The organism is Paludisphaera sp. (assembly GCF_037189885.1).
Taxonomy (GTDB): Bacteria; Planctomycetota; Planctomycetia; order Isosphaerales; family Isosphaeraceae; genus Paludisphaera.
The window spans coordinates 1-21,123 of sequence record NZ_JBBCIR010000098.1; the positions used below are offsets into that span (position 1 = coordinate 1).

A 21,123-nucleotide genomic window follows, 5' to 3' on the forward strand; every position below is an offset into this window, starting at 1 on the left:
GGGCCGGGGGGCCCGCCCCGCGATGAGCGCCGGGGGGGAGTCGACGCGGCGGCCGGTCGGGTCGTCGCGGTCGATCGGGGGGGAGGGGTCAGGCGATGAGGACGAGGTTGTCGCGGTGGACGATCTCGTCGTAGAGCGACGAGCCGAGGAGGACGCGGGCCTCCAGGGTGTGGCGGCCCTGGACGGCGCGGGCGTCGTCGGCGCCGTAGTTCGAGAGGCCGCGGGCGAACTCCTTCCCCTCGGCGTCGCAGACGGCGACCACGTCCCCCTTCTCGAACTCGCCGACGACCTCGACGACGCCGATGGCCAGCAGGCTGTTGCGGCCGGTCTCGAGGGCCTCGCGGGCGCCGGCGTCGACCACCAGGCGGCCGCGGGGCCGGGCGGTCAGGCCGATCCAGCGCTTGCGGGCCGTGTGGTTGTTGCCGTGCGCCAGGAAGAGGGTGCCGACCTCCTCGCCGGCCAGGATCCGCGAGAGCGGGTCGGGACGGGTCCCGGAGGCGATCACCACCGAGCCCCCCGCCTGCGTCACCAGCCGCGCCGAGGCCAGCTTGCTCTGCATCCCGCCGGTCCCCATGGCGCTCTTGACGCCGCCGCAGGCCAGGGAGAGCACCTCGTCGTCGATCCTGGGGACGCACGAGACGACCTCGGCCGGGCCGGGGCGGGCCGGGTCGGACAGGTACAGGCCGTCGACCACGCTGAGGATGACCAGCAGCGGGGCCTGGAGCAGGTTGGCGACCATCGCCGCGAGGCGGTCGTTGTCGCCGAACTTGATCTCGTCGACGCTGATCGTGTCGTTCTCGTTGATGATCGGGACGGCGCCGAACTCGAACAGGGCGTTCAGCGTGTTCCGCATGTTGAGGTAGCGGGCGCGGCCGTCGAAGTCCTCGTGCGTCAGCAGGAGCTGGGCGGCGTTGCGGCCTCGCCTGCGCATGCCCTCGTCGTAGCATCGCATGAGGTGCGACTGGCCGATCGCGGCCGCGGCCTGGAGCTGGCGGAGGTTGTCGGGCCTCCCCTTCAGCCCGAGGCGGCCGACGCCCGCGGCCACGGCGCCCGAGCTGACCAGGGCCACCCGCCGGCCGGTGTCCGTCACCTGGCAGAGCTGCGCCGCCAGGTGGTCGATCCGGTCGAGGTCGAGGCGGCCGTCGCGCCCGGCCAGGACGCTGGAGCCCACCTTGACGACCCAGGTGTCCGCCGAGAGGACGACCTCGTGGCGCACCAGGTCCCGGGCCGTGGCCGGGGGGCCGGCGGGGTCGGCGACGATGCGCGTGGTCCACGGCCGGGGCTTCCGCCCGGCGCCCGTCTTCGTGCTCAAGTGAAGGCCCCCGGCCGGCTCGACCGACCCCCGTCGCGCGGGGGATTCCGTCCCCCCTCGCGTCGCGGCGGCCGGCCCCCCGCCGCCGCGATTCGTATTGATGATGGTTGATCGAGGGCCGCGGGGCCTATTATAATCAAGGGGCGGCGACGGCCTAGTCGAATACTCGACCTGGGCTCTTTGCGAGTTCCGTCTCTCGACTCCACTCCAACAAGGTCGCCGGCCCTCTCCCAGGAGGCCCGGACACAGGACCCCCTGCCTTATGGGCGAGCTCCACCACGAGTGCGGCGTTGCGGCGGTGTTTCATGCTCCCGGGGCGGCCGTCTCGCCGACGGCCCCGATCCCCGGCGATATCAACAGCGTGGCCCGCCTCGTCCCCCGCATGCTGCTGGACATGCAGAACCGCGGCCAGCTCGCCGCGGGCATGGCCAGCTACCGGGGCGACCGAAGCGCCCTCATCAAGGTCCACAAGGAGCTGGGGACCGTCGCCGAGGCGTTCCGGCTCAACCACAAGTCGGAATTCGAGTCGATCGTCGCCGGCTGCGACGGGCCGGTCGCCATCGGCCACGTCCGCTACGCCACCTGCGGCGGCGACGACCGCTACAACGCCCAGCCGTTCGAACGCGACCACGGCCGCCGCGCCAAGTGGTTCGCCTTCGCCTTCAACGGCCAGCTCTCCAACTACAAGCAACTCAAGGAGGAGCTGCTCTCCAAGGGCGACTACCACCTGAAGCGGGACACCGACACCGAGATCATCATGCACGCCCTGGCCTACGAGCTGCAGAACGAGGACGTCGACCCGGACTGGGTCGGGGTCTTCCGCCGGCTCTCGGAGTGGTTCGACGGGGCGTACAACATCGTGCTGATCACCGCCCACGGCGAGCTGGTCGTCGCCCGCGACCCGATGGGGTTCCGCCCGCTCTGCATCGCCGAGAGCGGCCCCCTGTTCGCCGCGGCCAGCGAGAGCGTCCCGCTGGCGAACCTCGGCTTCCGCAAGATCCGATCGCTGGAGCCCGGGACGATCGCCATCGCCGGCGCCGACGGCGTCCGGATCGAGCGCTACGCCCCCTCGCCGCGGCAGGCCCACTGCTTCTTCGAGTGGATCTACTTCGCCAACGTCGCCAGCACGCTGGACGACCGCTCCGTCTACCTCGGCCGCGCCGGGCTGGGCAAGGAGCTGGCCCGGCTGGAGACCGTGCCGCTGGACGAGGGGACCATCGTCGTCCCCGTCCCCGACACCGCCAAGGCCGCCGCCGACGCCATGGCCTACTCGCTGGGCGTCCCCTCCGTCGAGGGCCTGATGCGCAACCGCTACGTCGGCCGCACCTTCATCGAGGGGACCGCCGACCGCGCCGCCAAGGCCCGCCTCAAGTACACCCCGCTGCCGGAGGTCCTGGCCGGCAAGCGCGTCCTCCTGGTCGAGGACAGCATCGTCCGCTCCACCACCATGCGGGCCCTGGTGAGGGAGATCCGCGACCGCGGCCGGGCGCGGGAGATCCACCTCCGCGTCGCCTGCCCGCCGATCGTCGCCCCCTGCTACTACGGCATCGACATGTCCACCCGCGACGAGCTGTTCGCCACCCGCTTCACCGAGGAACGCGACGGCCGCCTGGAGATCTCCGAGGAGGCCCAGGAGCGCATGGCCCGCGAGCTGGGCGCCGACAGCCTGCGCTACCTCCCGGTCGACTCCATCGCCCGCTCCGTCGGCCTCGCCCCCGACAGGCTCTGCCGCGCCTGCATCACCGGCGAATACCCGACCGAGACCGGCCGCGAACTCTACCAGATCGAGTGCGCCCCCCTCGACGCCGGCGCCGAGGCCCGCCGCCGAGCCTACGAGACCGCCGTCGCCGCCTCCTGACGCGGCGCCCTCCCGGCCATCCCGACTCCAAGACGCCCCCGGCGGACGCCCCCCTCGCGACCGCCGGGGGCGTCCTCGTCCCGCGTCCCCCCGGCGCGCGGCGGGCCCGCCCGCGGCCAATCGGGGGGCGACGAAATCGGTAGTCCGTTGACGGGGGGGAATCGGACCTTACAATGGGTGCGAACTTGAGACGCGTTGCATGGGGACCGCGGCCGCCGGAATCATCGGACGCCTTGACCACTCCGTCCGATCCGACATCCGCGAAATCGGCGACGCCCTCGAAATCGAGGGCCGCCGGGGTCTCCGATCGGCCGCGTCTTTTTTCGGGCGGGACTTCGTGAAAGCCTTCACAAGCCCCGGGCCCGGTCCATCGCGCGGGGGGCCGTCCAGAGACGATGAGCACCGAATTCACGCCGATCTTCCTGTTCCTGGCCATCGCCGTCTTCACCGGGGCGAGCATGCTGGGGCTCAGCGCCCTGCTCGGCCCCCGGAAGGTGACGAAGGTCAAGCAGATGCCGTACGAGTCGGGGATGGACCCGATCGGCGACGCGCGGCAGCGGTTCGACGTCCGGTTCTACCTGGTCGCGATCGCGTTCCTCCTGTTCGACGTCGAGCTGCTCTACCTGTACCCCTGGGCCGTGAGCCAGTGGGCCGCCGACCCGGCGGTCGCCGCGGCGACGGGGGCGGCCGGGGCGCCGATCGCGGGGATCGCGCCGCTCTTCCGGATGATGGTCTTCTGGGAGATCCTGGTCTTCGTGACGATCCTGGCGGCGGCCTTCGCGTACGCCTGGAAGAAGGGGGTCTTCGAATGGCGGTGAACCCGAACAGGGCCGGCTCCGAGCTGATCGTGACGCCGGCCGACCAGGAAGAGATCCCCGAGAACGTCTTCCTGACGACGATGGACTCGGTCGTGAGCTGGTGCCGCAAGCACAGCCTCTGGCCGATGCCGTTCGCCACCGCCTGCTGCGGGATCGAGCTGATGGCCGTCGGGGCCAGCCGGTTCGACCTGGCCCGCTTCGGCGCCGAGGTCATGCGGTTCAGCCCCCGCCAGTGCGACCTGATGATCGTCGCCGGGCGGGTGGCGATGAAGATGATGCCGGTCCTCCAGCGCATCTGGCTCCAGATGCCGGAGCCGAAGTGGTGCATCAGCATGGGCGCGTGCGCCAGCACCGGCGGGATCTTCGACACCTACGCGGTGGTGCAGGGGGTCGACCGCTTCATCCCGATCGACGCCTACATCCCCGGCTGCCCGCCGCGGCCCGAGCAGATCATCCGGGCCCTGATGGACATCCAGGCCAAGGTCCAGCGGGGCGGGACCACGTTCGGCAACGAGGGCCTCCCCGAGCTGCGGGCCCGCGAGAAGTACGTCCTGGCCCGGCGCGACGCCCCCGCGGGGACCGGCATCGCCGAGGAGCGCGGCGACGAGGACCGCTTCGGCTATCGCATCCCGGGCGGGCCGTCCCAGCTCGGAGTCGAGGAGACCCGATGAGCACCGCCGCCACCGCCGTCCCCAGCCCGCGGATCGAGGGCGCCCCGACGGCCGCCAGCGAGGCGATCCTCGCCAAGCTCGTCGCCGCCGTCGGCGAGGGAGCCTTCCGCGTCGAGCGGTTCCGCGACAACATCCGGATCCGCGTCGCCCCCGATAGACTGATCGAGGTGCTGACCGCCCTGAAGGCCAGGGCGGGCTGCGCGTTCCTCGCGGAGCTGGGCGGGGCCGACTACCTAGGTTATCCCGGCTACGAGGGGCCCAGGTTCGAGGTCCACTACGTCCTGCGGGACCTGGACACGAACGGGTTCGTGGTGGTCAAGGCCGGGGTGGACGACCCCGACCCGACGCTCCCCACCGTCTTCGGCCTCTGGCCGGGCTGCGACTGGATGGAGCGCGAGGTGTTCGACATGTTCGGGGTCCGGTTCGAGGGACACCCCGACCCGCGTCGGATCCTGATGCCGGACGAATTCGTGGCGTTCCCGCTCCGCAAGGACTACCCCCTGCGGGGCCGCGGCGAGCGGCACAACTTCCCCCGGCTGACGCGCGAGGAGTCGTGACGCCCCCGGCGGACGCGACGACGACGCGACGACCGTTCTCCCAAACGCTAACGCGAGGCCCGAGAGACGTCATGCCGGCCCCCCCGCTCGACGAGATCGACCTGGAAACCGAGGCCAAGCAGGCCACCTGGACACTCAACTTCGGCCCCCAGCACCCGGCCACGCACACCACCCTGCGCCTGGTCCTGGAGCTGGACGGCGAGCGGATCGTCAAGGCCACGCCCCACATCGGGTACCTGCACTCGGGCTTCGAGAAGCTCGGCGAGCACCTGAACTACAACCAGTACGTCACGATCGCCGACCGGAAGAACTACATCAGCCCGCCGATGAACGAGGTGGCCTGGCACCACGCGGTCGAGAAGCTGCTCGGCGTGGAGCTGACCCCGCGCTGCCAGTACATCCGCGTCATCATCGGCGAGCTGGCCCGGATCAGCGACCACCTGCTCTGCACCGGGGCGGCGGCGCTCGACCTGGGGGCGTTCACGGCGTTCCTGTACTCGTTCAACCTCCGCGAGCTGATCTACGACATCTACGAGGAGATGTCCGGCTATCGCTTCCACCCGGGCTACACCCGGGTCGGCGGCGTGCTGTACGACTTCAACGACCGCGTCCTGGACCGGATCCGGAAGGTCACGGCGAGCTTCCCGAAGGTCTACGCGGACATCACCAAGCTGCTGTTCCGCAACCGGATCTTCCTGGACCGGATGCGGGGCGTCGGCACGCTGAGCAAGGCCGACGCGATCGCCATGTCCTGCACCGGGCCGATCGCCCGCGCCAGCGGCGTGCACGTCGACCTGCGGAAGGACGCCCCCTACCTGGCGTACCCGGACTTCGACTTCGAGGTCCCGTACTGCGAGGAGGGGGACTGCTGGGCCCGGTACATGGTGCGGATGGAGGAGATGCGCAACAGCGTCTCCATCATCGAGCAGGCCATGGCCAAGCTCCCCTCCGGCCCGGTCAACCTGCCGATCGCCGAGAAGCTGAACCTGCCGGACAAGGCCACGACCTACAACAGCATGGAGGGGCTGATCCAGCACTTCGAGCTGGTGATGCCCAACCGCGGGTTCGAGACGCCGAAGGACGAGGTGTACGCGGCGGTCGAGGGCCCCAACGGCGAGCTGGGGTACTACCTGGTGGCCGACGGGACCGAGTTCGCCTGGCGGTCGCGCACCCGGCCCCCCTCGTTCATCCACTTCGCGGTCTTCCCCCACATCATCAAGGACCACATGCTCGCCGACATCGTCGCCGTGCTCGGCAGCCTGAACATCATCGCCGCCGAGCTCGACCGCTGAGCGATCGCTGGAAGGACCACGCCCGATGGCCGCCGAAGCCCCCGCCCAACAACCGCCGCGGAAGATCGCGATCCTGACGGAGCCGATGAAGGAGGCGATCCGCGCCCTCTTCCCCCGGTATCCGAGCAAGCGGGCCGTCACCCTCCCGGCCCTGCACATGGTGCACGAGCACTACCGCTGCGTCCCCCTGCAGGCGATGGCCGAGATCGCCGAGATCCTGGAGATCGCGCCGGCCGACGTCCACGACACCATGAGCTTCTACGGGTTCTTCCCGCAGGCCCCCCTCGGCGACGTCCGGGTCTGGGTCTGCCGGTCGATCTCCTGCATGCTCCGCGGCGGGGACGAGCTGCTCGGGCACGCCTGCCGGCGGCTGGGGGTCGAGCGGGGGGAGACGACCCCGGACGGCAAGCTGACGGTGGAGTTCGCCGAGTGCCTGGGGATCTGCGACCACGCCCCGGCCGCCCTGGCCGACGACGGCCGGGTCTACGGCCCGCTCGACGAGGCGGGGGTCGACGCCATGCTCGACGAGCTGAAGCGCGGCCGGAAGGACGAGGCCCCGCACGTCTGACCGACGCGCCGGGCGCCCCCGGCCCCGCCCCCAGACGCCCTCATTGGAGATTCGACGCCCGTGGCCACGTTTGAACCCGTCCTGACCCGGAACTGGAACGTCCCCGACGCCCGCTCGCTGAAGGTCTACGAGTCGCGCGGGGGGTACCAGGCCGCGCGCAAGGCGCTGACGACGATGGACCCCGACGCGGTCGTCGGGCTCGTCAAGGAGTCGGAGCTGCGCGGCCGCGGCGGCGCGGGCTTCCCCTGCGGCCTGAAGTGGACCTTCCTGCCGAAGGATCGCACCGAGACGCTGATGTGCGTCAACGGCGACGAGAGCGAGCCGGCGACGTTCAACAACCGCTACCTGCTGGAGCGGGATCCCCACATGTTCCTGGAGGGGATCCTCATCTCGTGCTTCGCCACGAGGGCCTCCACCGCCTACGTCTACCTCCGGTTCGAGTACATCAACGCGTACAAGATCATGGAGAGGGCGATCGAGGAGGCCCGCGCCGCCGGGCACATCGGCAAGAATATCTACGGCTCGGGGTTCGACCTGGACGTGTGGCTCCACCGCGGGGCGGGCGCCTACATCTGCGGCGAGGAGACCGGGCTGATCGAGAGCCTGGAGGGGAAGCGGGGATGGCCCCGCATCAAGCCCCCGTTCCCGGCCATCGAGGGGGCCTTCCGCAAGCCGACCGTCGTCAACAACATCGAGACCCTCTGCTGCGTCCCGCACATCGTGGAGCGCGGGGCGTCGTGGTTCAAGTCGATCGGCACCCCCAAGAGCTACGGGCCGAAGCTCTACACGGTCTCCGGCCACGTCGAGAAGCAGGTCTGCGTGGAGCTGCCCCTGGGGGTCTCCGCCCGCGAGCTGATCGACGTGCACGGCGGCGGCGTGTGGAAGGGCCGCAAGGCCAAGGCCGCGGTCCCGGGCGGCATCAGCATGGGCATCCTCTCGGCCGACGAGCTGGACACCCCGCTCGACTTCGACGGCCCCGGCAAGGTCGGCTGCCTCGGCCTGGGGACCGCGGCGGTGACCGTGATCGACGACCACACGCCGATCATCGACTACCTGCACAACACGGCCCGCTTCTTCTCCCACGAGAGCTGCGGCCAGTGCACCCCCTGCCGCGAGGGGACGAACTGGCTCGACCGGACCATCGGCCGCATCAAGCGCGGCGGGGGCCGGATCGAGGACCTGGACGTCATGCACGACCTCGCGAAGAACATGGGGATCATGCCCGGCACCACGATCTGCGGCCTGGCCGACGGCGCCGCCTGGCCGATCAAGAACGCCGTGACCAAGTTCCGCGGCGAGCTGGAAGACTACATCAGGTCGAACCAGGTCCCGGGCGCGGGGCCGACCCCGCTGCAGGTCGACGTGGCCGCGGGGCGCAAGGTCGACCTCGTCGCCATCGGCAACGCGATCCCCGCGCCGCCCCCCCCGGCCGGCGCCCTGCATTCCCCCGGGCGGCCCACCGCCTGAGCGTCTCCCGCGACCGACCGCGACCGTACCCGCACGAGCCCCTGGACCGGAACGAACGATGGCCACCATCATCATCAACGGCGAGGAATACCCGATCCCCGATGGGGAGAAGCTCAACGCCATCCAGATGGCGAAGCGGGTCGGGGTCGAGATCCCCTACTACTGCTGGCACCCCTCCCTCTCCGTCGTGGCCAACTGCCGCATGTGCGAGGTCGAGGTCGGGTCGAAGGACCCGAAGACCGGCGAGGTCAAGATGGTCCCCAAGCTCGTCCCCGGCTGCCAGACGCCGGCCAAGGACGGGACGGTGCTGGTCACCGACAGCGAGCGGGTCCGCGAGCACCAGCGGATGATCATGGAGCTGCTCCTGCTCAACCACCCGCTCGACTGCCCGGTCTGCGACCAGGCCGGCGAGTGCGGGCTGCAGGACTACAGCTACGAGCACGGCCAGGCCAACCACCGCTTCGTCGAGGAGCGGATCGCCAACCCCCGCAAGGACGTCTCCGACCTCATCCAGCTCAACTCCGACCGCTGCATCATGTGCACGCGGTGCGTCCGCTTCACCCGCGAGATCACCGGCACGTCCGAGCTCCAGGTGACGCGCCGGGGGAGCCACGCCGAGATCGACGTCTTCCCGGGCGTCACGCTCGACGACAACCCGCTGGCCGGCAACGTCGTCGACCTCTGCCCGGTCGGCGCCCTGCTGGACAAGGACTTCCTCCACAAGCAGCGCGTCTGGTTCCTCAGCGGCCACGACTCGGTCTGCACCGTCTGCTCGACCGGCTGCAACATCAGCGTCGAGGAGAACAAGGGGCGGATCTGGCGCGTCAAGCCCCGCAACAACCCGCACGTCAACGATCACTGGATCTGCGACGAGGGCCGCTACGGCTACAAGGCCGACTCGGCCCCGGACGACGCCATCCCCGGCATGTTCGTCCTGGGCAAGGACGGCGAGCACGCCCCGACGGCGATCGACGCGGCGCTCCGCAAGGTGGACCGGGGCCTGAAGGACGCCGTGGTCGACGGCAAGCTGGTCGCGGGGGTCCTCTCGCCGTTCCTGACGGTCGAGGAGGCGTACCTCATGGCCCGCTACCTCAAGGAAGTGACCGCCGCCGCGGTGCTGGCCATCGGCCCCGTGCCGACCGTCGGCGAGGACCGCACCTTCAGCCCCGACAAGTCCGAGGGCCGCGCCGGCGACACCTCGTTCCTCGTCCCCAGGCCGTTCACGATCCACGCCGAGAAGGCCCCCAACGCCCGCGGCGTCCGCGCCGTCCTGGAGCACGTCCAGGGCTCGGTGGTGGAGTACGACGAGCTGCTGGGGAGCGTCGAGGCCGGCGAGGTCGGGGCGCTCTACGTCGCCGGAGGCTACACCGGCGACTGGATCGACGAGGCGACCGCCGCCAGGATTCGCGAGAAGGTCGGGTTCGTCGTCGTGCAGGACTCCCGCGTCTCGGCGCTGGCCCACAAGGCCGACGTCGTGCTGGCGGCCGGGACCCACGCCGAGAAGGCGGGCTGCTACGTGAACGCCGACGGCCGGCTCCAGTACGCGGCGGCCTCGCTGCCGCCGCGCGACGGGTCGCTGCCGGGGCTGGACATCTTCGCGGTCCTCCTCGATCGCCCGGGCCCGGCCGTGTCGGGCGCGGTGCTGGCCGAGCTGGCCGTCGCCGCCCCGGCGTTCGCCGCGGCGAAGGGGGGCGTGGTCCCCGACCTCGGCGTCGATCTCGGCGGCGAGCCCCGGGGGGGCCCCGAGCCGCCGCGGTTCCTCGACGCCTGGTTCGTCCCCATGGGGGCGGCCAAGTCGCGATGAGGTCGGCGCGGCCGGGCGGGCGTGGATTGAAACGGGACGAGGCGGCGAGGACGGCACGATGACGATTTGGGTGTTGATCGGGATTCTCATCAAGATCCTGATCGTGGTCGGGGTGACGCAGGGGACGGTCGCGTACCTCATCCTCGTCGAGCGCAAGATCGCGGCCTACGCGCAGGACCGAATCGGTCCCAATCGCTGCGGCCGCGAGGTCGGCGTCCCCTTCGCGCTCCTCCAGCCGCTGGCCGACGGTGCCAAGATGCTGCTGAAGGAAGACGTGATCCCCAAGTACGTCACCAAGCCGGTCTACCTCCTGGCCCCGTGGATCGCCATCGCCACGGCCATGATCGGCTTCGCCGTCGTGCCGTTCGGGCCGGTCGGGCCCGACGAGATCATCAACTTCCAGATCGCCCCCAACGTCGACATCGGCATCCTCTATATCATGGCGGTCGGCAGCCTGGCGGTGTACGGGGTGATCCTGGCCGGCTGGGCGTCGAACAACAAGTACGCGTTCCTGGGCGGCCTCCGCGCCAGCGCCCAGATGATCAGCTACGAGATCCCGCTGGGGCTGTCGATCCTGGGCATGGTGCTGGTCGCCGGGTCGCTCGACCTGAACCGGATCGTCCTCTGGCAGGACTCCCACGGCTGGGGCGTCCTGTACCAGCCGCTGGCGTTCGTCCTGTTCTTCACGAGCGCCTTCGCCGAGACGAACCGGCTGCCCTTCGACCTGCCGGAGTCCGAGCAGGAGCTGGTCGGCGGCTTCCACACCGAATACTCCGCGATGAAGTTCGGCATGTTCTTCCTCGGGGAATATCTGCACATCATCACGGTCTGCTTCGTCACCGTCGCCCTGTTCTTCGGCGGCTGGAACCTCCCCTTCGTTCTGACCTCGGACCAGACGGGGCTCTTCTGGACGATCCTGAAGGTCGCGGTCTTCGCCGGGAAGGTGGGGCTGGCCATCCTCGTCATCATGTGGGTCCGCTGGACGCTGCCGCGGTTCCGCTACGACCAGCTCATGGACCTGGCCTGGAAGTCGATGATCCCCCTGGCGTTGATCAACCTCGTGGCGACGGCGGCCGTGGTGCAACTGGTCCGGACGTACTGGAGCTGAACGTGCGAGTCGACGACCCCAAGCTCAAGAAGATCGAGCCCCCGACCATGACGCTGGGGGACCGGCTCTACCTGCCGCAGATCGCCGCGGGCATGGCCGTCACGCTGAAGCACATCCTCGGCGTGGCGTTCGGCGACAAGGCCGTCACGGTCGAGTACCCCGAGGTCCAGCACGTCCCCAGCCCGGTGTACCGCGGCGTGCACCGGCTGAACAAGGACTCGGAAGGCCGGCCCAAGTGCGTCGCCTGCATGCTCTGCGCCACGGCCTGCCCGGCGCACTGCATCGATATCGTGGGGGCGACGGCGCCGGAGAGCTGGCCCGACCGCGAGAAGTACCCGGAGAGCTTCGTCATCGACGAGCTGCGGTGCATCTACTGCGGCATGTGCGAGGAGGCCTGCCCGGTCGAGGCGATCGAGCTGACCGGGCTGTACGACCTGACGGGGCTGTCGCGCGAGGAGATGATCTTCGACAAGGCCAAGCTGCTGTCGGTCTTCGACGTCACCCGCGACGCCGAGCCGATGACGTTCACCAAGCCGCCGCCGCCGGACTCGGGCCCGACCCTGGCCCTCGAATCGCCGGTCTCCTGAACCTAGCCCGACCACGCGACCCCAAGCGAAGCGACGAAGCCTTATGACCGAAGCCTCCTCCATCCTCGCGACCGTCGGCGTCCTGCTGGGCGCGATCGGCACGTACCTCCTGCTGCCCCAGGGCCGCGGGGAGGACAAGGCCCGCGCGTCCTACGTCGCGGGGGGCCTGTTCGCCTCCCTCGGCCTGATCGGGTTCCTCGCCCTGATGACCCTCCCGGCGCTCTCGCCGCTGGACGACCTGATCGCCGGGTCCTTCTTCTACCTGTTCGCGGCCGGAGCGATCGGCTGCGGGGTGATGACGGTCACCAGCCGCAGCCCGGTCTACAGCGCCCTGTGGTTCGCCGGGGTGGCGGTCTCGACGGCGGGCCTGTTCCTGCTGGCGGGCGCGCAGTTCCTCGCGGCGGGGAACACCATCGTCTACGCCGGCGCCATCGTGGTCACGTTCTTGTTCGTGATCATGCTGGCCCAGATGGAAGGCAAGGCCGCCTACGACCGCTCCTCGCGGTCCCCCGGCCGGGCCGTCTTCACCTCGTTCCTGCTGCTGTGGTCGCTGGCGTACTGCCTGGCCGGGCTGCCCGGCTCCCGCCGCGAGGACGTCGCGGCCACCGCCGCCGCCGAGGATCGCCTCCGCCCCGGCCGCGTGCTGGGCGCCGACTTCTTCCCCAAGGCGGCGGACGCCGCCCCCCGCGTGGCGCTGGAGCGGTCCCTGCGGCCTTCCTCGTCGCTGTTCATCGAGGGGGACCCGGCGCGGCCCAAGCCCAACGTGGCCGGGCTGGGCGAGGCGCTCTACACCGACCACCTGCTGACCGTCGAGCTGGCCGGCTCGATCCTGTTCGTCGCCCTGATCGCCGCCGTGCTCATCGCCGACCCCAAGCCGATCGGCGGCGCCGGCAAGGCCGCCTGACCCCGCACACCGCCCACGGAAACCGACGGACGAAGCCATGACCGACCCGTTCTCGATCGAGCTGCTGACCAACTACCTCCTGGTGGGCGCGGCGCTCTTCGCGCTGGGGATGCTGGGGTTCATCGCGCGACGGAACCTCATCGTGATGTTCCTCTCCGCGGAGATGATGCTCCAGGGGGTGGCGCTGTCGCTGGTGGCGTTCGGCCGGTTCCACGGCAACTGGTCGGGCCAGATCTTCACGATCGTGATCCTGACCATCGCCGCGTGCGAGGCGTCGATCGCGCTGGCCCTGATCGTGGTGCTGTACAACCGCCGGTCGTCGCTCGACGTGACGGTCTGGCAGGACGTGCGCGAGCCCGGGATCGAGCCGGTCGACGTGGCCGCCGAGGCGCGGGGAGCCGTGCTCGCGACCGATGCCGACGGGACCGAGACCTACCCGACCCTGACCCCCGCCGGCGTCGAGCCGGCACACCCGATCCGGCCCTGGACCGAGCGCCGTCGCTGAGGACGCGCCGCGATCGCGCGGCGGCTTGACCGGCGGGGCGGAGCGGATCGAGAGCAGAGCGAGACCAAAGAGGAGCGGCGACGTGGGTTTCTTCGTATCGAACATCTGGCTGATCCCGTTGCTCCCGCTGCTGGGGGGGCTGACCGCGGGCTTCCTCGCGCGCCGGATCAAGCTCGACCCGTTCATCCCGGTGGCCGTCGGCGTCGGCCTGGCCTTCCTGCTCTCGCTGGGGGCCTACGCCTCGGCCGACGCCGAGCGGTCGGTCCTGGTCTCGAGGTGGATCCAGGCGGGGTCGTTCGTCGTCCCGGTGGAGTTCCGCGTCGACGGGCTGACGACGCTGATGCTGTCGATGGTCACGTTCGTCTCGACGCTGGTGATCGTCTTCGCGTCGGGGTACATGCACGGCGACCCGTCGTACCCGCGATTCTTCGCGTTCATCGGCCTGTTCGTCTTCGCGATGACCGGACTGGTGCTGTCCAACAACTACATCCTCACCTACGTCTTCTGGGAGGGCGTGGGCGTCTGCAGCTACCTGCTGATCGGCTTCTGGTACGCGCGGCCGGCGGCCTCGGCCGCGGCGATGAAGGCGTTCATGATCAACCGCGTCGGCGACGTCGGCTTCGCGCTGGCGATCTTCTGGCTGTGGGCGGTCGTCCCGAACCATGACCTGAGCTACCAGAACGTGCTGGCCGAGTCGACGCTCCACGGCCTCCCCGAGGCGGCCAAGTGGGGCATCCCGCTGCTGCTCTTCTGGGCGGCGACCGCCAAGAGCGCCCAGCTGCCGCTCTACGTCTGGCTGCCGGACGCGATGGAAGGCCCGACGCCCGTCTCGGCCCTGATCCACGCCGCGACGATGGTCACCGCGGGCGTCTACCTGATCGCCCGGTCGATGCCGCTGATCGCGCTCTCCCCCGACGTCCAGCTCCTGATCGCCTCGATCGGCTGCGCGACGGCCCTGCTGGCGGCCCTGATCGCCCTGACCCAGACCGACCTGAAGCGGGTCATGGCCTACTCGACCGTCAGCCAGCTCGGCTTCATGTTCATGGGGCTGGGGGCGGGGGTCGGGTCGGTGGCCCGGCTGGCGGTCGTCGCGGCGATCTTCCACCTGTTCACCCACGCCTTCTTCAAGGCCCTGCTGTTCCTGGCGTCCGGCTCGGTCATGCACGCGATGGGCGACGTGATCGACATGAGGCGGTTCGGCGGCCTGCGTCGGCGGCTGCCGTACACCTACATGACGTTCGCCGTCGGGGCGCTGGCCCTGGCGGGCGTCTTCCCGATGGCCGGGTTCTGGAGCAAGGACGAGATCCTGCTGGCCCTGGAGTCGGCCCCGCACGCCGCCGAGGAGATCCACTTCGCGGCGGGCTGGGCCTACGGCCTGATCTACTGGCTGGCGATGTTCACGGCGTTCCTGACCGCGTTCTACACCTTCCGCGCCTTCTTCATGACGTTCTGGGGCCCGGAGAAGCTCCCCAGCCCCGACGATCCCGAGGCCCCGCCGGCCCTCGACCACGCCCACGATCATCATCACGGCCACGACCACGTGGTGACCGGCGACGCCGCGCACGGCCATCACGAGGTCGGCGTGGAGTCCGGGCCGATCATGACGTACCCGCTGATGATTCTCGCCGTCTGCGCCGTGGGGGTCGGCGTCCTCTTCGGGCCGACCCACCTGCTCGCGGGGCACCTGGAGCATACTCTCGGCTTCGAGTCGCTCCCCGAGGGGCACCCCGAGTTCAGCTGGTTCTCGGCGATCGTCAGCACGATCGCGGCGCTGGGGGGCATCGGCCTGGCTTACGCGATGTACGCCGTGCCGAGCGAGGCCCCGGGGCGGCTGGCGCGGTCCCTCAAGCCGCTGTACCGGGCGTCGATGGGCAAGTTCTACGTCGACGAGCTCTACCAGGCGACGGTCATGAAGCTGGTGCTGGGGCTGGCCGCGGCCTCGCGCGTGTTCGACGTCAAGGTCGTGGACGGGCTGGTGCGTGGGGTGGCGGGCGCCCCCTGGGCCGCCGGCCGCGAGGTCCTGGCGAAGTATCACAACGGCCTGATCCAGTTCTACGCCGCGGCCTCGGCGCTGAGCGTCGCGGTGCTGCTCTGGCTGCTGCTCTTCACCTGAGTTCAACCCGCGCGCGAGGGCGACGGCCGAGCGGCGACAAGGCTCCCGAGGAAGGTTTCGATGGCGATATTGCTGGCGTTGACCGTGTTCCTGCCCCTGATCGGCGCGCTGGCGCTGGTCCTGCTGCCGGGCCTCGACAAGGGGGCGGCGCGGAAGATCGCCCTGGGGACGAGCCTCGTCACCCTCGGGCTCTGCCTGGCGCTGCTCGCGGGCTTCGACCCGGCCGTGACCACCCCCCAGTTCGCCGCCGGCGCGGCCGACGGCCCCTACGGCTGGTCGTGGCTGGGCCGGCCGGACGTCCGCTTCGCCCTGGGGCTGGACGGCATCTCCATCTGGCTGTTCGCGCTGACCGGCCTGCTGGGGGTCACCTGCGTCCTGGCGTCGTGGGAGTCGATCACGGAGCGGGCCCCGACGTACTACGCCTTCATGCTGACGCTGGAGTTCGGCCTGCTCGGGCTCTTCGCGGCGCTCGACGTGGTGCTGTTCTACATCTTCTTCGAGTTCACGCTGATCCCGCTGTTCTTCATCATCGGCCTGTGGGGCGGGCCGGAGCGCAAGCGGGCGTCGATCTACTTCTTCCTGTACACGATGGCCGGCGGCCTGCTGACGCTCCTGGGCGTGATCGCCCTGGTGGTCGTCCACATGCAGTATTCGCCCGGCCACGTCCTGACCTTCTCGATCCCCGAACTGACCCGGGGCCTCTCGGCCCTCCCGTGGGATGAGTGGTACCGGACCGACTCGTGGACGAGCCCCCAGGTCCTCATCTTCCTGCTGCTGTTCGCCGGGTTCGCGATCAAGGTGCCCCTCTTCCCGTTCCACACCTGGCTGCCGCTGGCGCACGTCGAGGCGCCGACGGCCGGGTCGATCGTCCTGGCCGGCGTGCTGCTGAAGCTGGGCTCCTACGGCCTGATCCGGTTCAACATGGCGATGACCCCGCTGGCCACCCAGGCCCTCTACCCGTTCCTGGCGGCGCTCTGCGTCGCGGGGATCATCTACGGGGCCCTCACCGCGCTGGCTCAGTCGGACATGAAGCGGCTGGTCGCGTACAGCTCGGTCAGCCACATGGGCTTCATCGTCCTGGGCATGGCGGCGATGAACGACACCGGGCTGAACGGGTCGGTCATCCAGATGGTCAACCACGGGCTGACGACCGGGGCGCTGTTCGCCTGCGTCGGCATCCTGTACGACCGCTACCACACCCGCGAGATGAGCCAGATCGGCGGGACGTGGCACAAGTTCCCGCTCCTGGCGTTCTTCTTCATCTTCGCCTCGCTGGGCTCGGCGGCCCTTCCGGGCCTCAACGGGTTCGTGGGCGAATTCCCGATCCTCACCGCCACGTTCGCGGTCAGCCCCTGGACCTGCGCGGCGGCCACCCTCGGGATGATCCTGGGCGCCTTCTACCTGCTGCTGCTGCTCAAGCGGGTCGTCTTCGGCCCGCTGGTCGAGCCGCACGGCCACGATCACGGCGACCACGGCCATTCGGACGTCCCGCCGATCGGCTGGCACGAGGTCGCGGCCCTGGGGCCGTTGGCCGCGCTGATCCTGTTCATCGGCGTCGTCCCCGAGCCGTTCTTCGCCCGGATCCGACCGGCGGCGACCGAGTTGACGCGGGTCGTCGAGCGTCAGCGCGAGGGGGCCGCCAGGGTCCTCGCCAAGTCGGACTCGATCCCCGCCGACGCCGCCGTCTCGATGCTGTCGCGCGAAGCTCGCTGAAGCCAGCCGATCCCACGCCCGAACCATTCGCTTACACGGAACGCCGGTGATGACCCCCGAGTACGCCTACCAGACGGTCCAGAAGACGCTTTACGTCCTCTCGCCCGAGATCCTGCTCCTGGCGGCCGCGATCGTCATGATCACGGCCTCGCCGTTCGTCAGGGTCGCGCGGCAGCGTTGGTGCGCGATCGCCGCCGCGGCGCTCGCCGGCGGGATCCTGGCCCTGATCGCGACGCGCGACGTCGTCCCCGACGCCTACGCCGCCGTCGTGGTCAACGACGCGATGTCGTTCTACGTCCGGCTGTTCGTGCTGCTGTCGGGCTTCATCGTGCTGGGCATCGCCCATCGCGAGCCGCCCGAGGGACGCGCCGCGGAATTCTTCGGCTCGTTCCTGATGATCCAGGCCGGGACGATGATCACGGCGTCTGCCAACGACCTGATCGTGCTGTTCGTCGGCCTGGAGCTGGTGAGCATCCCGACCTACCTGTGGCTCTACCTCTCGCGGCGGACCGCCGCCACGCAGGAGGCGGCCACGAAGTACTTCTTCCTCAGCATCTTCTCCTCGGCCCTGCTGCTCTACGGTCTGACGTTCCTCTACGGCCTGGCCGGCACGACGAACCTGAAGGCGCTGGGGGCGTTGGCGTCGTCGTCGATCCCCTACTTCCCGAGCCTGTCGCTGGGCGTGCTGGCGGTGGTCTTCATCCTGGCGGGCCTCTGCTTCCGACTCGCGGCGGTGCCGCTGCACTTCTACGCGCCGGACGTCTACCAGGCGTCGCCGCTGCCCGTCGCCGCGATGCTGGCGTGGATCCCGAAGGTGGTGGGCGTGCTGGCGATCATCCGCGCCCTCACGGCCGTGCTCGCCTCTCGCGAGCTGGGCGACCCGCTTATCAACAAGGTCGTCCTGCTCTGCTGGATCGTCGCCGCGGCGACCATGACCCTGGGGAACGTGATGGGGCTGCTCCAGCGCGACCTCAAGCGGCTGCTGGCGTATTCCTCGATCGCCCACGCGGGCTACATGATGGTGGCGATCACCGCGGCGTTCGCGAGCGGCGGCGCGAGGGGGAACGCCTTCTACCACGGCATCGAGGCCGCGCTGTACTATCTGGCGGCCTACGCGTTCATGACGCTGGGGACGTTCGGGCTGATCCTGGCGCTGAGGAAGGCCGACGGCAAGCCGGCCGCGACGATCGAGGATCTCTCGGGCGTCGGCTGGACGAACCGTATCCCCGCGCTGGGGCTGACGATCTGCCTGCTGGCCCTGCTGGGCTTCCCGCCGCTGTCGGGGTTCATGGGCAAATTCCAGATCTTCGCGTCGGCCTTCTCGGCGGTGGAGGGCCCCGAGGCGACCTCGCTTCGGCTCCTGGCGGTCGTCGGCATGCTGAACGCGGCCATCGGCGCGTTCTACTACCTGCGGATCATCGTCCTGATGTACTTCGGGAAGTCCGAGGAGCCTCTGACCGCGACCGGCGGCTGGCCCGTCGCCCTGGCGACCGGCGCGTGCGCCGTGCTCACGCTGGTGATCGGGATCGCCCCGGAGTCGATCTCGCGGGCCTGCCGCGAGGCGGCGGCCTCGGCCAACGTCCTGCCCGACGCGGCCGTCGACGCGCCCCCGGCCGTCGCCGGCGCGGTCGCCGCCCCCGCGACGGCGATCATCTCGGACTGACGCCCGCGCCTCGCGGTCGTCGCCGATGAACCTCACGCCGCCTCGGACCCGGTCGCGATCGGGCTCGGGGCGGCGTCCCATTTCCGGGCGGCCCAGGGGGCGGCGTACCGGAACAGGATGACGCCCGCCAGGACGCCGAGCAGGTCGACGGCGCCGTCGTCGACGGCGGCCTGGCGGTTCACCAGGGGGACGAGCTGGCCCAGCTCGGTGATCACGGCGAGCGCCAGCCCGGCGACCGTCACGGCCGCGTACCGGGGCCGGCGCGAGGCCGCGAGCCAAAGCAGCACGAAGACGGCGAAGACGCCCAGGTGGACGACCTTGTCGAAGTGGGGGATGCCCAGGAGCCCCGTCCCCTCGCCGGCCGCGTGGACCGCCTTCCGCGGCATCCAGCAGGCCACCAGGATCAAGGACGTCCAACCGACCGCCGCCATACGCCGAAGTCGCATGTCCATGCCCCCGCGCCTCGCCATGGCCGCGGGTTCGCGGCCGATCGGAGCATTGTAGCGAGGAGCGGCCGGCCTCGTCCCCCCATGTGGGCCCGACGCCTCACGCGGGCCGGGTGCCGGGCTCGGGGTCGAGATCGGGGGGCGTCGGCTCCTCCCCGGGCGCGGCGGGTTCGGAGGCGGCCTGGCGGACGGCCTCGACGACCGCGCCCCCACCCTCGCCCAGCGACTCGAAGATCTCCAGGGCCGCCTCGCGCACGCGGGGCGAGGGGTCGGCCATGGCGTCCAGCAGGACCGCCCCCGCGGCGGGGTCGGCGGCCTCGCGGCGGAGCAGGGAGCGGGCGGCTTCCAGGCGGACGCGGGCGTTGGGATCGGCCGTGAGCTGCTCCATCACCTCGTCGACCACGTCGGCCGGCGCGTGCTCGAGGGCGCGGGCCGCGTTGAGCCGCAGGGCGTCGTTGGGGGTGGAGAGGCAGTCGATGAGCGAGTGGACCGCCTCCGCCGGGGTCGATTCCCGGCGCGCCAGGGTGCCCGCGGCGTTGGAGCGGACGCGGACCTCCGGGTCGGCGAGCGCCTCGATGAGCGCGGGGACGACCTCGTCGGGGACGGCCTCGGCGTTGAGGAGGCCGGCGGAGGCGAGCACGCGGACGTCCTCGGAGGCGTCGCGGAGCCCGGCCGCGAAGGCGGCGGCGGCCTCCGGGGGGCGGATCATGGCCAGGGCCCGCATGGCCTGCTCGCGCACCTCCGCCGACCCGGTCCGCGCCGCCTGGCCGAGGGCCTCGCCGGCCGTGGCCGCGTCGGGGCCGATCTTCCCCAGCGCCAGCGCCGCGGCGGCCTGCACCTCCAGGCTGTCGTCCTCCAGCAATTGCCGGCGCAGCCCGTCGATCACGCGATCGTCCTCGCCGGCCAGCAGGGAGAGGACGCGCGCGGCCTCGACCTTGACCCGATCGTTGGCGTCGTCCAGGAGGGGGAGCATGGCCTCGACCGTGGACGGGTCCGCGTCCTCCAGGCGCCCCGCGGCGGCGACGGCCGCCGCCCGGGGGAGGGGATCCTCGTCGGCGAGCGCCCGGGCGAGGACGGGCCGGTTCCGCGCCGGGTCGCCGAGACGCCCGAGCGCGGCGACGGCCGCCGCCCGGACGCCGCCGTCCTCGTCGAGCGTGGCCCGTTCCAGGGACTCAAGCGCCTCCACTTCCGGGGAGCCGATCGCGCCGAGGGCCTCCGCGGCGTGGAGGCGGGCGCGGGCGTTGAGGTGGGAGAGGGTGGCGATCAGGGAGGCGACCGCGCCCGCCGCGCCGTGGCCCATGCGGCCCAGCGACTCCGCGGCGAGCGCGACGACGGCCGCGTCCTCGTCGCCGAGCGCCCGCACCAGGCCGGGGACGGCCACCTGGGCCGCCCGCTCGCCGATCTTGCCGAGGGCCTCCACGGCCTCGGCGCGGACCCGGTCGCTCTCGTCGTCGAGCGCCTCGACGAGGGCCGGGGCGGCCTCCTCGGCCGCCTCGCCGATCACGCCGATCGCCTGGGCGGTCTGGGCGCGGACCTCGGTGTCGGGGCTGGCCAGGCCCTCGGCCAGCGAGTCGGCGGCCCCCTCGCGCAGCGGCCCGATCGCCGCGACGGCCCCGGCCGCCGCCTCGCGCACCTCCTCCTCGCGATCTTGCAGCGCCTCGGCCAGCGCCGGGGTCGCCGGCCTGGCGTCCGGCCCCAGCGCCCCCAGCGCCATCGCCGCCGCGCGGCGGGCGGCGG

The 21,123-nt window shown here is 71.0% G+C and carries 18 protein-coding genes; 15 read left to right on the forward strand and 3 right to left on the reverse strand.

The genetic code is table 11. The features are described 5' to 3' along the window. Positions 1–88: 88 nt before the first annotated feature. Complete coding sequence (gene proB / locus WG209_RS22965; RefSeq protein WP_337177437.1) at positions 89–1,312, reverse strand: glutamate 5-kinase; 1,224 nt, start codon at positions 1,310–1,312, stop codon at positions 89–91. Positions 1,313–1,574: 262 nt separating this feature from the next. Here proB and WG209_RS22970 point away from each other — a divergent pair, with 262 nt between their 5' ends. From WG209_RS22970 to WG209_RS23040, 15 genes are all read left to right on the forward strand, one after another. After that, the gene (locus WG209_RS22970; protein WP_337177438.1) at positions 1,575–3,170 is read left to right on the forward strand and encodes an amidophosphoribosyltransferase; all 1,596 of its coding nucleotides are present in this window, start codon (positions 1,575–1,577) and stop codon (positions 3,168–3,170) included. A 395-nt stretch (positions 3,171–3,565) separates the two neighbouring features. Then, on the forward strand, positions 3,566–3,988 hold the full coding sequence (locus WG209_RS22975) for an NADH-quinone oxidoreductase subunit A (protein ID WP_337177439.1): 423 nt from the start codon (positions 3,566–3,568) through the stop codon (positions 3,986–3,988). Further along, positions 3,979–4,659 carry an NADH-quinone oxidoreductase subunit B family protein gene (locus WG209_RS22980; protein ID WP_337177440.1) on the forward strand — a complete coding sequence of 227 codons (681 nt, stop codon included), beginning with the start codon at positions 3,979–3,981 and terminating at the stop codon, positions 4,657–4,659. The genes WG209_RS22975 and WG209_RS22980 overlap by 10 nt, the downstream gene beginning before the upstream one ends. Further along, entirely contained in the window at positions 4,656–5,216 is a 561-nt protein-coding gene (locus WG209_RS22985) for an NADH-quinone oxidoreductase subunit C (RefSeq protein WP_337177441.1), read from the forward strand. Before WG209_RS22980 ends, WG209_RS22985 begins: the two co-directional genes overlap by 4 nt. A gap of 71 nt (positions 5,217–5,287) precedes the next feature. Then, positions 5,288–6,508 (forward strand): NADH dehydrogenase (quinone) subunit D, encoded by a 1,221-nt coding sequence (nuoD, locus tag WG209_RS22990; protein WP_337177442.1) that lies wholly within the window; start codon positions 5,288–5,290, stop codon positions 6,506–6,508. Positions 6,509–6,533: 25 nt separating this feature from the next. Beyond that, positions 6,534–7,076: an NAD(P)H-dependent oxidoreductase subunit E gene (locus tag WG209_RS22995; protein WP_337177443.1), complete on the forward strand. Its 543-nt coding sequence runs from the start codon at positions 6,534–6,536 to the stop codon at positions 7,074–7,076. A gap of 60 nt (positions 7,077–7,136) precedes the next feature. After that, positions 7,137–8,543, forward strand: a complete 1,407-nt coding sequence (gene nuoF, locus WG209_RS23000; RefSeq protein ID WP_337177444.1) for an NADH-quinone oxidoreductase subunit NuoF — start codon at positions 7,137–7,139, stop codon at positions 8,541–8,543. Between the two features lie 58 nt (positions 8,544–8,601). Next, positions 8,602–10,347 (forward strand): molybdopterin-dependent oxidoreductase, encoded by a 1,746-nt coding sequence (locus WG209_RS23005; RefSeq protein WP_337177445.1) that lies wholly within the window; start codon positions 8,602–8,604, stop codon positions 10,345–10,347. A gap of 58 nt (positions 10,348–10,405) precedes the next feature. Then, complete coding sequence (nuoH, locus tag WG209_RS23010) at positions 10,406–11,455, forward strand: NADH-quinone oxidoreductase subunit NuoH (protein WP_337177446.1); 1,050 nt, start codon at positions 10,406–10,408, stop codon at positions 11,453–11,455. Between the two features lie 2 nt (positions 11,456–11,457). Beyond that, complete coding sequence (locus WG209_RS23015; protein WP_337177447.1) at positions 11,458–12,042, forward strand: NADH-quinone oxidoreductase subunit I; 585 nt, start codon at positions 11,458–11,460, stop codon at positions 12,040–12,042. 43 nt (positions 12,043–12,085) lie between these two features. Further along, positions 12,086–12,946, forward strand: coding sequence for an NADH-quinone oxidoreductase subunit J (locus WG209_RS23020; protein ID WP_337177448.1), 861 nt, complete (start codon positions 12,086–12,088; stop codon positions 12,944–12,946). A gap of 37 nt (positions 12,947–12,983) precedes the next feature. After that, entirely contained in the window at positions 12,984–13,451 is a 468-nt protein-coding gene (gene nuoK / locus WG209_RS23025; protein WP_337177449.1) for an NADH-quinone oxidoreductase subunit NuoK, read from the forward strand. 82 nt (positions 13,452–13,533) lie between these two features. After that, positions 13,534–15,564: an NADH-quinone oxidoreductase subunit L gene (gene nuoL / locus WG209_RS23030; RefSeq protein WP_337177450.1), complete on the forward strand. Its 2,031-nt coding sequence runs from the start codon at positions 13,534–13,536 to the stop codon at positions 15,562–15,564. A gap of 60 nt (positions 15,565–15,624) precedes the next feature. After that, on the forward strand, positions 15,625–17,277 hold the full coding sequence (locus tag WG209_RS23035) for an NADH-quinone oxidoreductase subunit M (protein ID WP_337177451.1): 1,653 nt from the start codon (positions 15,625–15,627) through the stop codon (positions 17,275–17,277). 49 nt (positions 17,278–17,326) lie between these two features. Beyond that, positions 17,327–18,940 carry an NADH-quinone oxidoreductase subunit N gene (locus tag WG209_RS23040; protein WP_337177452.1) on the forward strand — a complete coding sequence of 538 codons (1,614 nt, stop codon included), beginning with the start codon at positions 17,327–17,329 and terminating at the stop codon, positions 18,938–18,940. A 32-nt stretch (positions 18,941–18,972) separates the two neighbouring features. Here WG209_RS23040 and WG209_RS23045 read toward each other — a convergent pair whose 3' ends face one another. Further along, positions 18,973–19,386: a VanZ family protein gene (locus WG209_RS23045; protein ID WP_337177453.1), complete on the reverse strand. Its 414-nt coding sequence runs from the start codon at positions 19,384–19,386 to the stop codon at positions 18,973–18,975. A 100-nt stretch (positions 19,387–19,486) separates the two neighbouring features. Continuing rightward, the coding region (locus WG209_RS23050; protein ID WP_337177454.1) for a HEAT repeat domain-containing protein at positions 19,487–21,123 on the reverse strand (1,637 nt) is incomplete at its 5' end.